Source organism: Micromonospora sp. RL09-050-HVF-A (assembly GCF_019374995.1).
GTDB classification, from domain to species: Bacteria; Actinomycetota; Actinomycetes; order Mycobacteriales; family Micromonosporaceae; genus Micromonospora; species Micromonospora antibiotica.
On sequence record NZ_JAGKQP010000002.1, the window covers coordinates 3,074,961 to 3,089,492 of the forward strand.

General features: G+C 72.8%; 13 protein-coding genes and 1 pseudogene. 8 read left to right on the forward strand and 6 right to left on the reverse strand.

Annotated features, from left to right (window positions below; all coding sequences use genetic code 11):
• Positions 1-56: 56 nt before the first annotated feature.
• Complete coding sequence (locus tag J7462_RS13225) at positions 57-1,259, reverse strand: DUF1015 family protein (RefSeq protein ID WP_219464339.1); 1,203 nt, start codon at positions 1,257-1,259, stop codon at positions 57-59.
• A 122-nt stretch (positions 1,260-1,381) separates the two neighbouring features.
• Entirely contained in the window at positions 1,382-2,005 is a 624-nt protein-coding gene (locus tag J7462_RS13230; protein ID WP_208570462.1) for a DsbA family protein, read from the reverse strand.
• 221 nt (positions 2,006-2,226) lie between these two features.
• Here J7462_RS13230 and pepN point away from each other — a divergent pair, with 221 nt between their 5' ends.
• On the forward strand, positions 2,227-4,773 hold the full coding sequence (gene pepN / locus J7462_RS13235) for an aminopeptidase N (RefSeq protein WP_219470299.1): 2,547 nt from the start codon (positions 2,227-2,229) through the stop codon (positions 4,771-4,773).
• 83 nt (positions 4,774-4,856) lie between these two features.
• A complete protein-coding gene (locus tag J7462_RS13240) occupies positions 4,857-5,420 on the forward strand; it encodes a Uma2 family endonuclease (protein WP_219464340.1) in 564 nt (187 codons plus the stop codon).
• A 140-nt stretch (positions 5,421-5,560) separates the two neighbouring features.
• Here the strand turns inward: J7462_RS13240 and J7462_RS13245 are convergent, their stop codons facing one another.
• Together J7462_RS13245 and J7462_RS13250 are read right to left on the reverse strand one after the other, a co-directional pair.
• Positions 5,561-5,974: a DUF5130 family protein gene (locus tag J7462_RS13245; protein ID WP_219464342.1), complete on the reverse strand. Its 414-nt coding sequence runs from the start codon at positions 5,972-5,974 to the stop codon at positions 5,561-5,563.
• Positions 5,961-6,245 (reverse strand): hypothetical protein, encoded by a 285-nt coding sequence (locus J7462_RS13250; protein WP_208570488.1) that lies wholly within the window; start codon positions 6,243-6,245, stop codon positions 5,961-5,963. Before J7462_RS13250 ends, J7462_RS13245 begins: the two co-directional genes overlap by 14 nt.
• 471 nt (positions 6,246-6,716) lie before the next feature.
• On the opposite strand from J7462_RS13250, the gene J7462_RS13255 reads away from it, so the two are divergent.
• A complete protein-coding gene (locus tag J7462_RS13255; protein WP_374197578.1) occupies positions 6,717-7,604 on the forward strand; it encodes an alpha/beta hydrolase in 888 nt (295 codons plus the stop codon).
• Between the two features lie 97 nt (positions 7,605-7,701).
• Here the strand turns inward: J7462_RS13255 and J7462_RS13260 are convergent, their stop codons facing one another.
• The gene (locus J7462_RS13260) at positions 7,702-8,604 is read right to left on the reverse strand and encodes a tryptophan 2,3-dioxygenase (protein WP_219464344.1); all 903 of its coding nucleotides are present in this window, start codon (positions 8,602-8,604) and stop codon (positions 7,702-7,704) included.
• A gap of 146 nt (positions 8,605-8,750) precedes the next feature.
• Here J7462_RS13260 and J7462_RS13265 point away from each other — a divergent pair, with 146 nt between their 5' ends.
• From J7462_RS13265 to J7462_RS13275, 3 genes are all read left to right on the forward strand, one after another.
• On the forward strand, positions 8,751-9,212 hold the full coding sequence (locus J7462_RS13265; RefSeq protein WP_208570459.1) for an Lrp/AsnC family transcriptional regulator: 462 nt from the start codon (positions 8,751-8,753) through the stop codon (positions 9,210-9,212).
• 87 nt (positions 9,213-9,299) lie between these two features.
• On the forward strand, positions 9,300-9,824 hold the full coding sequence (locus J7462_RS13270; RefSeq protein WP_255597709.1) for a hypothetical protein: 525 nt from the start codon (positions 9,300-9,302) through the stop codon (positions 9,822-9,824).
• A gap of 57 nt (positions 9,825-9,881) precedes the next feature.
• Positions 9,882-10,727: a class F sortase gene (locus J7462_RS13275; RefSeq protein ID WP_219470301.1), complete on the forward strand. Its 846-nt coding sequence runs from the start codon at positions 9,882-9,884 to the stop codon at positions 10,725-10,727.
• Positions 10,728-10,745: 18 nt separating this feature from the next.
• Here the strand turns inward: J7462_RS13275 and J7462_RS13280 are convergent, their stop codons facing one another.
• On the reverse strand, positions 10,746-11,291 hold the full coding sequence (locus J7462_RS13280; RefSeq protein ID WP_208570457.1) for an HNH endonuclease: 546 nt from the start codon (positions 11,289-11,291) through the stop codon (positions 10,746-10,748).
• 276 nt (positions 11,292-11,567) lie between these two features.
• On the opposite strand from J7462_RS13280, the pseudogene J7462_RS13285 reads away from it, so the two are divergent.
• Positions 11,568-12,635 (forward strand): annotated as a pseudogene (locus J7462_RS13285) (mechanosensitive ion channel family protein); the annotation flags it as partial.
• Between the two features lie 520 nt (positions 12,636-13,155).
• Positions 13,156-14,523 carry an MFS transporter gene (locus tag J7462_RS13290; protein ID WP_208570456.1) on the forward strand — a complete coding sequence of 456 codons (1,368 nt, stop codon included), beginning with the start codon at positions 13,156-13,158 and terminating at the stop codon, positions 14,521-14,523.
• Positions 14,524-14,532: the final 9 nt, after the last annotated feature.

The following is a 14,532-nucleotide window of genomic DNA, read 5'->3' on the forward strand; positions in this document are numbered from 1 at the left end:
GGGGGTACGCCGGGACGGCGACCACCGCCGGGGCCGCGATCAGCAGCGGGCCGGGATCAGCGGGGCAGCTCGGCGACGACCAGGCCGCCGCGTGCCTTCGGGGTGAACCAGGTGCTCTTGCGGGGCATCTTCTCCCGGGCCAGGTTCACCGCGACGAAGTCGTCCACGGTCACCGGGGCGATCAGGACGGCGAGCTCCGCCCGGCCGGCGTCGACCTCGCCGGTGAGCCAGCTCGCCGGGTAGTCGCCGCCGACGTAGGTGATCCGCTTGTCGCCCGGGTCGAGGCCGAGGGCGTCGCGCAGCAGCAGCCGCTCCACCAGGGCGTGGTCGAGGTTCTCCAGCCGGGCGGCGTCCGCGTCGTGCGGCAGGGTCACCGCGTACCCCTGGCCGGCGAGGCGGAGGTGCACGGTGCCGCCGGCCGCCGGGACCTCGACCGGGCCGTCGACCGGGGCGAGCTGCGCCCCGGCGGCGCGGAGCCGGTCGAGCAGCTCGTCGGGGGTGCAGGGCAGCTCGCTGACCAGCCGGTTGTAGGGCTGGATGGCGACCGACGCCGGGGTGGTGACCACCGCGAGGAAGCGCGGGAAGCCGCCGGTCTGCGCGGCCAGGCTGCGGTGGTTGCCGTCGGCGACCACCAGCTCGCCGCCGCCGGCCAGCGCGGTCAGCGCGTCCTGCTCCGGGCCGGGGCCGACCAGCCAGATGGCGTGCGTGCGGCCGGCCTGGTCGGTGTCGGTGGCGGCCGGCACCCCGGCCTGGTCGGTGGCCGCCGCGAGCGCGGCGTGCAGCTCGTCACCGCGCCCGGTCTGGAGTAGGAGTACGGGGGACAGCAGGTGCCCCAGCGCCTCGGCCAGGGCGACCCGCTCCCGCACCTTGGCGATGAACACGTCCTCGTTGCGGATCACCAGGCCGGGCTCGTCGGCGCTGGTGGAGATCTGGTCGGTGTCGACCATGGCGAACAGCCCGTACGCCGACTCCTCCCCCGGCGCGCTGATCCGGTAGAGGACCACCACCTGCTCGGCCGGGGTGTAGCTGCCGTCGTCCTTGGCCTCGGTGAGCCGGGCCACCGCGTCGCCGAGCGCGTCGAGGAAGGACTTCCCCAGGCTCTCCGGCGCCCGGTGGGGCATCTCGATGCCGAGGGCACTGTGCGGGTTCGCCTCGATGATCGCGGTGATCTCCGCGTCGTCGGCGAACTCGTCGTAGTTCTGCGCGCCGGTGCCGCCAGTGGTGATCCAGGCCCGGGCGATCGGATGTACGACCGTCATGGGGGTTGACGCTACCGGCGACGACGGTCCAGGCGACGCCGACCCCGCGCCGGGTCCACCAGATGAACCGTCCCCCGGTCGGGGCCCGGCCCGACCGGACCGGGCCCCGACCGGGGTGGGGATCAGTCGAAGATCGGGCCCAGCTCGCGGGACCGCTTCAGCTCGTAGAAGCCGGGGGTGCCGGCGACCAGCAGTACGCCGTCCCAGAGCCGACCGGCGGCCTCCCCCTTCGGCGACGGGGTGATGACCGGGCCGAAGAAGGCGATCTTCTCGCCGTCCGGGCCGGGGGCGTGCACCACGGGGGTGCCGACATCGGTGCCGACCGGCCGCATCCCGGCCTCGTGGCTGGCCCGCAGCGCCTCGTCGTACTCGGTGGAGTCGGCGGCGTCGGCGAACGACGGGTCCAGCCCGACGTCGGCGAGCGCCGCGGTGATCATCTCCCGGCCGAGCGACTCCTTGCCGAGGTGGATCCGGGTGCCCATCGCGGTGTAGAGCTTCGCCAGCGTCGCGCCGCCGTGCGCCTGCTCCACGGCGATGCAGACCCGCACCGGCCCCCAACCCAGCTTCATCATCTCCTGGTACTGCTCGGGCAGTTCCCGGCCCTCGTTGAGCACGGACAGGCTCATCACGTGGTAGCTGATGTCCACCTCCCGGACCTGCTCGACCTCCAGGAGCCAACGGGAGGTGATCCAGGCCCACGGGCACAGCGGGTCGAACCACATGTCGACGGCGACACGTTCGGTCACGGTGGAGTCCCTTCGTGACATCAGGCACGTCGGCGGACCCGACGCGGCTGATTCGATCCTCACCCCGAACGGCATCGATCGGTAGCGGAATGAGAGCGTGACGTCGACCACCGCAGGGTCGGTGCATGGAAGACTCGGCTCGGGTCGCCGCCACGAGCGGCCGGCAGGGGCTGGCGCAGCCGGAAGGCGGCGAGAGTGGGATGGAGACGAAAGTGCCAGGAGTGCGCAACCTGACCCAGGTCGAGGCCACCGAGCGGGCCCGCCTGCTGGAGGTCACCGGGTACGACATCAACCTCGACCTGTCCACCGCGGTGCAGGCCGAGGGCCGCACCTTCCGGTCGGTGACCGAGGTCAGGTTCCGCTGCGCCGAACCCGGCGCCGGCACCTTCATCGAGACCGCCGCCGAGGCGGTGCACGCGGCCACGCTCAACGGCGAACCGGTGGACCTCGCCGGCTGGTCGGCCGAGAAGGGCCTGGCGCTGACCGGGCTGGCCGCCGAGAACGTGCTCGTGGTGGAGGCCGACTTCGGCTACTCCAACAGCGGGCAGGGCCTGCACCGCACGGTCGACCCGGTCGACGGCGAGACCTACCTCTACAGCCAGTTCGAGACGGCCGACGCGCAGAAGGTCTTCGCCTGCTTCGACCAGCCCGACCTGAAGAGCGTCTACACCTGGCACGCCACCGTCCCGGCGCACTGGCGGGTGGTGTCCAACATGCCCGTCGAGCGGGAGGAACCGGCCGGCGAGGGGCTCAAGACCGTCCACTTCACCACCTCGGCGCGGATGAGCACCTATGTCACCGCGCTCTGCGCCGGGCCGTACCACGAGGTGCGCGACAGCCACGACGGCATCGACCTGGGGGTCTTCTGCCGGGCGTCGATGGCTCCCCACCTGGAGGCCGACGACCTGTTCCTGATCACCAAGCAGGGCTTCGACTTCTTCCACGAGCAGTTCGGGGTGCGCTACCCGCTGCCCAAGTACGACCAGCTCTGGGTGCCCGACTTCAACGCCGGCGCGATGGAGAACTTCGGCTGCGTCACCCACGCCGAGTCGCACTACCTGTTCCGCTCGCAGGTCACCGACTTCGAGTACGAGCAGCGGGCCAACACGATCCTGCACGAGCTGGCCCACATGTGGTTCGGTGACCTGGTCACCATGCGCTGGTGGAACGACCTGTGGCTCAACGAGTCGTTCGCCGAGTGGGCCAGCCACTGGTGCAACACCCACGCCACCCGGTTCTCCGAGGCGTGGACGACCTTCCTGTCGATCCGCAAGAACTGGGGTTACCGGCAGGACCAGCTCTCCTCCACCCACCCGGTCTACTGCGAGATGCCCGACCTGGAGGCCGTCGAGGTCAACTTCGACGGCATCACGTACGCCAAGGGCGCCAGCGTGCTCAAGCAGCTCGTGGCGTACGTCGGTGAGGAGCCGTTCCTGGCCGGGCTGCGGGCCTACTTCGCCAAGCACGCCTGGGGCAACGCCACCTTCGACGACCTGCTGTCGGAGCTGGAGACGGCCTCCGGCCGGGAGCTGCGCAAGTTCGCCGCCCAGTGGCTGGAGACCGCCCAGGTCAACACCCTGCGCCCCGAGGTGACCATCGACGCCGACGGCGGCTACGAGCGGGTGCTGGTCCGGCAGGAGGCACCGGCCGGCCACCCGACGCTGCGTACCCACCGGATCGGGGTGGGCCTGTACGACCTGACCGAGGGCCGACTGGTCCGCCGGGAACGGGTCGAGGTCGACGTCACCGGCGAGGCGACCGACCTGTCGGTGCTGCACGGCCGCCCGGCCGCCGACGTGCTGCTGCTCAACGACGACGACCTGACCTACACCAAGCTGCGCCTCGACGAGCGGTCGATGGCGACGGTGGTGCAGCACATCGCCGGCTTCGACTCGTCGCTGGCCCGGGCGCTGTGCTGGACGGCCGCCTGGGACATGGTCCGCGACGCCGAGCTGTCCGCCCGCGACTACGTGGCGCTGGTGCTGGCCGGGCTGCCCGCCGAGACCGACATCAACCTGGTCACCGCCACCCTGCGGCAGGCCAGCACGGCGCTGATCTTCTACGCCGACCCGGCGTGGGCACCGACCGGCTGGGCCGGGCTGTCCCGGGCCGCGAAGGACGCGCTGGCGGCGGCCGAGCCGGGCAGCGGATTCCAGCTCGCCTGGGCCCGCGCGTACGCCTCGGCGGCCCGCGCCGACGAGGACCTGGCGACGCTGCGCGGCTGGCTGACCGGCACCGACGTGCCCACCGGTCTGACCGTCGACACCGAGCTGCGCTGGACGATCCTGCAGTCGCTGGTGGCCAACGGGGCGGCCGGCACCGCCGAGATCGAGGCGGAACTGGCCGGCGACCGGACGGCCTCCGGTGAGCGGGAGGCCGCGTACGCGCACGCGCTGGTGCCGACCGAGGCGAACAAGGCGACGGTGTGGTCCCTGCTGACCGGCCCGGACGCGCTGCCGAACTGGCGTAACCGGGCGCTGTTGCAGGGGTTGACCCACCCGGCGCAGGTCGCGCTGGTCGCGCCGTACCGGGAGCGGTACTTCGCCACGGTGGCGCAGGTGTGGGCGCAGCGCGACAGCGAGCCGGCGCAGGAGTTCGTGCAGCTGGCGTACCCGGCGTACCTGGTCGAGGAGGAGACGGTGGCGGCCACCGACGCGTGGCTGGCCGGCGACGGCCACCCGGCGTCGCTGCGCCGGTTGGTGGCCGAGGGGCGCGACGGGGTGGTCCGGGCGTTGAAGGCCCGCGCGCGGGACGCCCGCAACGGCTGATTCTGGCGGCCCGGCCCGGGGCCGGCGCGGGTGGCAGCCCACGCCGACCCCGGCCGTTATCGTGTGTCGAGGAGGTGGACGTGATGGCACAGCCGACGTACGAGTGGCGGCCACCCGGGCGGGACTGGCGCGAACAGGACCTGTTCGACCTGCCCGAGGACGGTAACCGCTACGAGATCATCGACGGGAGTCTGCACGTGACCCCTCCGGCCGGGCCGTACCATCACGAACTCGCCGACGACATCCGGATGGCGCTGCGGCAGAGCGCGCCCACCGGCTGGCGGGTGATCCGGGAGATCGGGGTTCGGGTGCCGGCCGGCAACCTCATCCCGGACGTCACCGTGCTCAGGCCGGGCACCCCCCGGGACCGGATGTGGGCCGACCCCGCGGACGTCGCTTTGGTCGTCGAGGTGGAATCGCCCAACAGCCGCCGCCACGACCGGCTGACCAAACCCGCGCTCTATGCGGAGTCCGGCATTCCCGCCTACTGGCGGGTCGAGCGGGGCGACTTCGGTCCGGTCGTCTACCGGTACACCCTGGTCAAGGGGGTGCACTACAACCTGCTCGGCACGGTCGGCCCGGACGAGCCGGTGCCGGTCGACGAGCCGTGGCCGATGCGACTCGATCCCTCAGGCTGGCCCCGCTGAGCGCTGTCCACGCAGCAGGCCGCTGACCGGACCGGATCCGGTCAGCGGAAGCTGGACTACCGGGAGCACCCGGATGTGCCGGAGCCCGGTCCGCGTGCTGCGGGCCGGGCTCCGGACGGGTCAGCGGGTTGCGGGCGGGCTCAGGCCCGACCGGCGTGGCTGGCGAGCTGGTCGAGGCCCTGGATGATGCCGCCGGCCAGGTCACCGCCGCCGAAGGACGCCACCATGGACAGCGCGGCCAGCTTGACGTACGTGTCGGGGATGCGCTTGCGGGCGTACCGGCCGGTGACGACCTCCAGCTGGCGCTGGTTGGGCGACACGGCGATCAGCACCGACTTGTCCGGCTCGGCGAGCTGCCGGTGCAGCCGCTCGGCGTGCTCCCGGACCGGCTCGTCGAGACCTCCGACATAGACCGAGAAGACCAGGCCGCTGCCCTGGTCGGCCAGGCGCAGCGCCTCGTCGATGCGCAGCAGTTGCCGGGTCGAGAACGGCCCGTCCAGCACCTCGGGCGGGGTGCCCGTACCGGCCTGGTCGACCTGCTCACCAACGGTCACTTGCGCCTCCGGTTCCACCGGCCGGCGCCTCGATGCCGGCCTGCTGCTGCTTGTGGCTGGTCAGCGCCGGTGCCTGGGCGCCGGCGGCCAGGGCGGTGCCGGCCGAGTCGGCCAACTGCTCCGGGCGGCCCAGGAACCAGACCGGCGTGAAGTCGAAGCGTCGGCCCGGCCGGTAGCGCTTGGCGCCGCCGGCGCTGCCGTGGTTGGCGGCGAAGACCAGCCCGACGATCACCAGCACCACCGCCGCCGGGATGCCGACGAAGATCAGCAACGTGTCAGTGACAGACAATCCCAACGCCCCCAGGCGGTAAGAGAGACCAGAGCTTCCGGGTCGGGTGGACGATCGTGACAACGGGCTCCCGACTCCGCTGCCATTCACGTTAGCGGAGCCGACGCCCCGCGAGCCTGCGGGGTGCCGATCCCATCTGTCACTCCAGTGTTCCAGCGGCCCCGCGATGGCGACGAGTCGGGTCGAACCGGTCCCATCCTGCCGGTTCGGCACCCGATCGCGCCGGGACGACACGACCGGCACGGGTGTGGCGTGCGCCCCATATTCCGTCTGACATGACCCGGCCGGGATTGCCGGTCTCGGTGCCGGGACCCGGAGGATGGCCCGTACCGATCGGACGTTTTCGATCGATTCCGGTCCACCCACCCGCAGGGAGCCCCCGTGCAACCCGTGCCCGCCCTCCACGCCCACCCCGCCCGGCCCCGGTCCCGGTCCCGCCGGCCCTGGCCCCGACTGGTCACCCGCCCGCTGCTCGCGCTCGCCCTGGTCGGCGGCAGCGCGGTCGCCGCACCCGCCGCGACCGCCGCACCCGTCGACAGCCGGACGGTCGCAGCGGTCGCCGCCAATCCCTACGAGCGGGGCCCCGCCCCGACGACGGCCAGCATCGAGGCCACCCGGGGCCCGTTCGCCATCGCCCAGAGCACCGTCGCGGCGTCCGCCGTGAGCGGGTTCCGGGGTGGCACGATCTACTACCCGACCAGCACCGCCGAGGGCACCTTCGGCGCGGTGGCGATCTCCCCCGGTTATACCGCCAGCCAGTCCAGCGTCGCCTGGCTCGGCCCCCGGCTGGCCTCGCAGGGCTTCGTGGTGATCACCATCGACACCCTCTCCGTGTACGACCAGCCGGCCTCCCGGGGCACCCAGCTGCTCGCCGCGTTGGACTACCTGACCGGCAGCAGCGCGGTGCGGACCCGGATCGACCGCACCCGACTCGCGGTGATGGGGCACTCGATGGGCGGCGGCGGCAGCCTGTCGGCGGCGAACACCCGGCCCGCGTTGCAGGCCGCCATCCCGCTCACCGGCTGGCACACGGTCAAGAACTGGTCGTCGGTACGGGTGCCGACGCTGGTGATCGGCGCGGAGAACGACTCGACCGCCCCGGTGGCCTCGCACTCGGAGCCGTTCTACACCAGCCTGCCGGCGAGCCTGGACAAGGCGTACCTGGAGTTGAACGCGGCCGGTCACTCCGCGCCGACCTCGCCCAACGTCACCGTGGCGAAGTACAGCATCTCCTGGCTGAAGCGGTTCGTCGACGACGACACCCGCTACGAGCAGTTCCTCTGCCCGGCGCCCCGGGGCAGCGCGATCCAGGAGTACCGGGACACCTGCCCGCACTCCTGACCGCACACCGGCCGGTCCCGTCGCCCCGCCCGGCGGCGGGGCCGGCCCGTGGACCGGACGCGGTGCCGTGGCCCGCCGCGAGCGCGGGCCGCCGGGGTCACATCGCGGTGCGGGCCGACCACAGTTCGGGGAAGACCACCCGGGACATGCTGCGCTGCAACCAGGCCAGCCCGGCCGACCCGCCGCTGCCCACCTTGGCGCCCATGGTGCGCTGCACGGCCTTGACGTGGTTCCAGCGCCAGTCGCCGAACTGCTCGGCCACGTCGGCCAGCGCGTCGCCGAGCTGCCGCAGGTGGTTGTCCGGGCCGTCGTCGTCGTAGACCGCCACCCAGGCCGCCTCGACCCGGGGATGCGGCAGGTGCTCGTCGGCGACGTCCCGGTCGAGCAGCTCGGCGGGCAGGTCGTGACCGTGCCGGCCGAGCAGGGCGACCACCTCGTCCCAGAGGCTCGGCTCGGCCAGCGCGGCGTGCAGTTCGTCGTAGACCTGGGTCTGCCGGCGGAAGGGGCGGATCAGCGCCGGTTCGCGCAGCCCGAGCAGGAACTCCAGCTGGCGGTACATCGCGGACTGGAAACCGGAGCCCTCACCGAGCAGGTTGCGGAACCGGTTGAAGTCGGCCGGGGTCATCCAGCGCAGTCCGCGCCAGGCGGCGTTGAGCCCTTCCAGGTGCAGGGCGGCGCGGCGCAGCGGGGCGAGCGCCGGCCAGACCCGGTCGGCCCGCAGGTCGTCCCGGGCCTGGCGCAGCTCGTGGCAGGTCAGCCCGAAGTACAGCTCCATGATCTGGCTGACCATCAGGAAGGACATCTCCCCCGGGTCGCTGCTCAGCGGCTGCTGGAGGGTGTGCAGGGTGCTGGCGTGCACGTACGCGTCGTAGGGCACCCGGTCGGCGAACTCCAGGGTGGGTTCGCCGCCGTTGCGGGCGGCCCGGGCGCTGCGCTGCTGCGGGGTGACCGGGCGCACCGCCGGGGTGGTGGCGCGCGCCCGCAGGTCCGTCTGTTCCACCGTCTCGCCTCCTCCGGATGCCTTGTCCGACATGATCTCCCGACGGGCCGGGGTGGTGGAATGCCGCTTCGACGGAGCTGAGCGACTCTTACTTCACGAACGAAAGGCACTTCGGCGGATCAGCCTGCCGAAGATAAGGTCGGTGCGTGGACGAGATGGACTGGGCCCTGCTGCGCGAGTTGCAGGCCGACGCGCGGCTGTCGTACAGCGAGTTGTCCCGGCGGGTGCACCTGTCCCCACCTGCGGTCGCCGAGCGGGTCCGGCGACTGGAGGAGTCCGGGGTGATCACCGGCTACCACGCCCACGTCGACCTGGCCCGCGCCGGCCGACCGGTGGTGGCGCTGATCCGGATGTCCTGTTACGGCTCGCGCTGCATCCTGCACGACCCGCAGGTCGTCGACTGGCCGGAGATCCAGGAGATCCACCGGATCACCGGGGACGCGTGCAGCGTGCTCAAGGTCGCCGCCGGTTCGATCGGGCAGTTCGAGGCGGTCATCGACCGACTCGCCCCGTACGGGCAGCCCTCCAGCACGATGGTGCTGTCCAGCCCGTTGCAGTGGCATCCGGTCACCCCGCTGCCGCCCACCCCCGCCCCCGGGCGGGCCTGAGTCCGGGTTTGCCCCCGGGCCAGCGGGAATGCAGGTCCGCACACCCGTCGCAGGATTCCGGCGAATCGTCGCCGGGAGGGGGGAATCATGCGGGGGCTCACTCTGCACCGTCGTGCCATCCACGCCGTACTCACGATGTTCGCCCTGGTCGGGGCATTCGTCCTGATGGCGGCCCCAGCGGCGCGGGCCGGCGAGAACACCTTCGTCGAGGTCACGCCGAACAGCGCGCAGGCCGGCACCCGGGTCACCGTCCGGGCCAACTGCGACAACGCCAACAACCAGCAGGCCACCGTGCACTCGGACGCCTTCGGGCGGGTGGTGCTGCGCCCCGGCAACGGCTTCCTCACCGGTGCGGTCACCATCCCGGGCAACAAGCAGGCCGGCGACTACCCGGTCGACCTGCGGTGCGCCAACGGCAACACCGCCTCCACCATGCTGACCGTGCTGAACATGGCGCAGCCGAGCAAGGGTCCGGCGACCGGCGGCGGTGGCATGGCGGGCGACCGGGGTGCCGGTTCGCTGCTGCTGGTCGGCGGGCTGGCCGTGGTCGCCGTGGTCGCCGGGCTCGGCGTCTTCGGCGGCAACCGTCGGCGGACCCGGCCGGGTTCCTGACCGCCCGCCGCCATGGCCCGTACCCGTCACCGTCGGCCCCGGCCGAGCGGCAACCGGATGCGGGCGGCGGCCCGGCGGACCGGGCGGGCCGCCACCCGCTGCCGCCGGGCCGCCGGCCGGGCCGCCGCCCGCGCCTGCCGGACCGCACGCCGCCTCCGCCGGGTGGCCGTCCGCTTCCGCCGGGTGGCCGGGCAGGCGTTCTCCGCCAGCGTGACCACCGCCGACCCGGTCACCCAGGCCCGTCCGGTACGCCCGGTGCCCCGGCAACCGGCGTTCGGCGGCCGGTTCGCCGGCACCGGGCCGGGCCTTCCGGTGCTGGCGATCGCCGCCGTGATGCTGCTGATCGTGACGATGCTCGGGGTGGAACGGGTCACCGGACTGAGTGTCCTGCCGGACCGGTTCATCGCCGGCCTGCGTCCACCACCGAAGAAGTTCCCCGTGCTGTCGGGGAGCCCTCCGACGCAGATCGCCATCTCCCGGCTCGACCTGCGCGCCCCCGTACACCAGGTCGGCATCGCCGCGGACGGCAGCATCGCCGTCCCGGACGCCACCCGCGCCCAAGAGGCCGGCTGGTACGACCAGGGCCCCACCCCCGGCCAGTACGGCCCGGCGGTGATCGTCGGGCACGTGGACACCACCACCGGGCCGGCGGTCTTCCACGGGTTGAAGGAACTACGCGACGGTGACGAGATCGAGGTGACCCGCGCCGACCGTCAGGTGGCCGTCTTCACGGTCGACGAGGTGCAGCGGTACGGCAAGGAGCGGTTGCCGACCGACCAGATATTCGGCGACTTCAGCCGCCCCAACCTGCGGTTGATCACCTGCGGTGGCCGCTGGGTCGGCGGCGCGACGGGCTACGCCGACAACGTCGTGGTCTATGCCACCCTGGTCCGGGCCCACTGACCGGTCGGGCAACCCCGGTCAGGCGGCCTCGGCCTCGCGCAGCGGGTCGCGCAGGTCCAGCCAGTCCGCCCAGCGGGGGTCCGGCGCGCGGTGGCCGAGCACCCGCCAGGCGTTGCCCTTCGGTGCCGCCGGCAGGCTGTGCAGCCGCCAGCCCAGCTCGGCGGGGGTCTTGTCGCCCTTGGTGTGGTTGCACCGGGCGCACGCGGCGACCACGTTCTCCCACGCGTGCCGACCACCCCGGCTACGCGGGAAGACGTGGTCGATGGTCTCGGCCGGCCCTCGGCAGTAGGCACACCGGCCACCGTCGCGGGCGAAGATGGCCCGGCGGGACAGCCCCACGTGGGTGCGGTAGGGCACCCGGACGAAACGGGTCAGCCGCACCACCGAGGGGACCGGTAACGCGTCGTGGGCGCTGTGCAGGATGCCGTCGCCGTCGGCGACACAGACAGCCTTGGCGGTGAGCACCAGGATCGCGGCCCGACGCACGGACACGACGCACAGCGGCTCGTAGGTGGCGTTGAGAACCAGCGCGCCGGAGCCCACCGTGGGTCGTATGTCAGGCATCGTGCTCACCCTCCCGGTCCAGCCGCTCCCACCGCTGGCTGCGCCGGTCGACCCCCGGGCAGCCGAGGGCCACGACCGACTCCGGCGGGATCACCGTCGTCCGTTGACGCCAATCGTCCCTGATCGGACCCCGTAATGCACGCACTAATCCGGGGTACCCGCGGAACCCTCCGCACGGTGTAGGAAGATGTCCGGTTCGACGTCGTACGATCATGGGCCGGGACTCCCCGGTGGGCCGGCCGTCGGCCGCCGCACCCGCTGCGGTACTAAGACAGGGTGAGCGCCCTCAGCCTGTCGACCGTCGTCCCGTCCGCCGCACCGAGCCCGGCGCCGAGTGGCAGCCCGGGGGCCGGGAGCGGCTCGGGTGCCGACTGTCTGGGCAGCACCTCCTGCGAATACCTGTACCGGCTGACCGGGTCGGCCTGGTTCGCCGAGGGCAGCTACTGGATCCTGCTCAAGCCGCTGCGGGTGGTGCTGATCCTGCTGCTGGCGTTCGTGGCCCGCTGGGCGCTGCACCGGACGATCGACCGGCTGGTCCGTACCACCGCGCACGGGTCGGTGCCCACGTTGCTGCGTCCCCTGCGGGAGCGGGTGCCGACGGCCGCGCTCGATCCGACCGAGTTCGTCCCCGAACGGCGTCGCCAACGGGCCGAGGCGATCGGTTCGGTGCTGCGCAGCATGGTCACCGCCTTCGTCTTCGGCATCGCCCTACTGATGATCCTGCGCGAGTTCAGCTTCGACCTGGCCCCACTGCTGGCCAGCGCCGGCATCGCCGGGGTGGCCCTCGGCTTCGGCGCGCAGAGTTTGGTGAAGGACCTGATCGCCGGGCTGTTCATGCTCATCGAGGACCAGTACGGCGTCGGTGACACGGTCGACCTGGGCGAGGCGACCGGGGTGGTCGAGTCGGTGGGGCTGCGGGTCACCACGGTCCGCGACGGGCGCGGGGTGCTCTGGTACATCCGCAACGGCGAGATCATCCGGGTGGGCAACAAGAGTCAGGGCTGGGCGCTGGTCGTGATCGACCTGCCGATCGGGTTCGCCGGCACCGAGGAGGCCAACGCGGTCCTGCGCACGGCCGCCGCCTCGGTCGCGATGGACCCGGACCTGGCCCCGGAGATCGTCGAGCCGCCCGAGGTGCTCGGGGTGGAACAGGTCACGGTCGACGGTGCGGTGCTCCGTACGGTGGTCAAGACCACTGCGGAGGGGCAGTTCGCGGTGGGCCGGGAGTTGCGCCGCCGACTCGCCGAGGCGCTGGAGAACTCGGGCATCACCGCGCGGATCGCCGCCGCCCGGCTCTATCCGGGACTGCCCCCGATGGGCACGACCACCTTCCCGGCGACCCCCGCCGGCTCCGGGCCGGCCGGCACCGGCCCGGCAGCACCCACCACCACCGGCCCGGCAGCACCCACCACCACCGGTCCGGCCGGGTCCGGCGGCACCGGGTCCGGCGACCGGACCTGACGACCACCGGGAAGCCGTCCGGCGGGCCCGGACCGGACTAGGGTCGGGGTCGGGGTCGGGGTCGGGGTCCACAGTGCCGGTCGACCGGTCGGGCAGGTCTCGCGGCATCTGCCCGACGGGGCGGATCGTGGGCTCCGCCCCTGGTGGACACACCTCCACCCGGTTGGCACCACCGTGCACACCGGCCCGAAAGTCGGGGCTCGCCTACCGGCCGGCCCCTCGGGTATCGTCCGTTCGTTCAGTCGGGGATGCGACGATCAATCCGTTCGCCCTAGTCAGTTGTCAGACGATCGGGCAGAATCCGGTGCACGCGTTCCCGGGAGCGTGATCACGTCATCGCTGATCCGCGAATCTGACGACGGGGCCCCGCCGGGCCATCACAAGTGGCCGGTGCCGGGGCCCGATGGAGGCGACGGTGTCCGACGATCGACCGGCCCCGGACCAACCGGCCACCTTCCGTGAGGTGTTCGGGCGGGCCGAGTTCCGAGCGGTCTTCACCGCCAGCATCCTGTCCTGGGTCGGCGACTACGTCGCCAAGGCCGCGGTCACCGTGCTGGTCTACCAGGAGAGCCGGTCAGTCGCCCTCTCCGCCGCCGCGTTCGCGGTCAGCTACCTGCCCTGGCTGGTCGGTGGTCCGCTGCTCGCCGCCCTCGCCGAACGCTACCGGCACCGGCAGGTGATGGTGACCTGCGACGTGATCCGGATGGTGCTGACCGCCCTGATCGTGCTGCCCGGTCTGCCGGTCTGGGCGATCCTGGCCCTGCTCTTCGCCGCCACCCTGGCCAACCCACCCGGCCAGGCGGCCCGGTCGGCGCTGCTGCCGGCGATCCTCACCGGCGACCGCCTGGTGCTCGGGCTGTCGCTCAACGCCAGCGCCGGCCAGGCCGCGCAGGTGGTCGGTTATCTGGCCGGCGCGGCGGTCGCCGCGGTCAGTCCGACAGCGGCGCTGCTGCTCAACGCGGCCACGTTCGGCCTGTCGGCCCTGATCGTCCAGTTCGGCGTACGGGACCGTGAGCCCGCACTGAGCGCGGCCCACCGGACCCATCTGCTGCGGGAGACCGGTGAGGGCTTCCGGATCGTGTTCGGCACCCCCGTCCTGCGGGCGATCAGCCTGCTGGTGTTCAGCGCGATGCTCTTCTCGATCGTGCCGGAGGGACTGGCCGCGGCCTGGGCCGGGGAGCGCTCCGGCAACGGCCTGAACTCCGGTGCCGCCCAGGCCGTCATCATGGCGGCCAACCCGGTCGGCTACATCGTCGGCGGGTTGCTGGTGGGACGGTTGGTGTCACCCGGCGGCCGGCTCGCCCTGATGCGCCCGCTGGCGGTGCTCGCCCCGTTGGCGCTGGTGCCGGCGCTGCTGAATCCTCCGCCGGTGGTGGTCGCGCTGCTCGCGGCGGCCTGCGGCTTCGCGGTCGCCGGGTTGATCCCGACCGCGAACGGCCTGTTCGTGCGGGCCCTGCCCAACGGCTACCGGGCCCGCGCGTTCGGCGTGATGGCGACCGGGATCCAGGTGATCCAGGGCGGTGCGGTGCTCGCCACCGGCCTGCTCGCCGACCGTTTCTCGGTCCCGGTGGTGGTCGGGGTGTGGAGCGCCGCCGGGGTGGTGCTGATGCTGTTCACCGCGTTGCACTGGCCGGACCGCACGACGGTCGACGCCGCCGTGAACGCCGCCGACCGGGCCAACGCCGGCACCGGCAGGCCCGCCGAGGACCGGCCCGACAGCACGGCGACACGGCCCGGGGAGCGGGCCCCCCAACGGCACGCTGTGACGTGATCGGCCGGC

Coding starts and splice junctions, on each gene's coding strand:
- J7462_RS13225 (WP_219464339.1), bottom strand. CDS start 1,259: ATGACGGTCGTACATCCGATCGCCCGGGCCTGGATCACCACTGGCGGC.
- J7462_RS13240 (WP_219464340.1), top strand. CDS start 4,857: ATGGCACAGCCGACGTACGAGTGGCGGCCACCCGGGCGGGACTGGCGC.
- J7462_RS13270 (WP_255597709.1), top strand. CDS start 9,300: ATGCGGGGGCTCACTCTGCACCGTCGTGCCATCCACGCCGTACTCACG.
- J7462_RS13275 (WP_219470301.1), top strand. CDS start 9,882: ATGCGGGCGGCGGCCCGGCGGACCGGGCGGGCCGCCACCCGCTGCCGC.
- J7462_RS13280 (WP_208570457.1), bottom strand. CDS start 11,291: ATGCCTGACATACGACCCACGGTGGGCTCCGGCGCGCTGGTTCTCAAC.
- J7462_RS13290 (WP_208570456.1), top strand. CDS start 13,156: ATGGAGGCGACGGTGTCCGACGATCGACCGGCCCCGGACCAACCGGCC.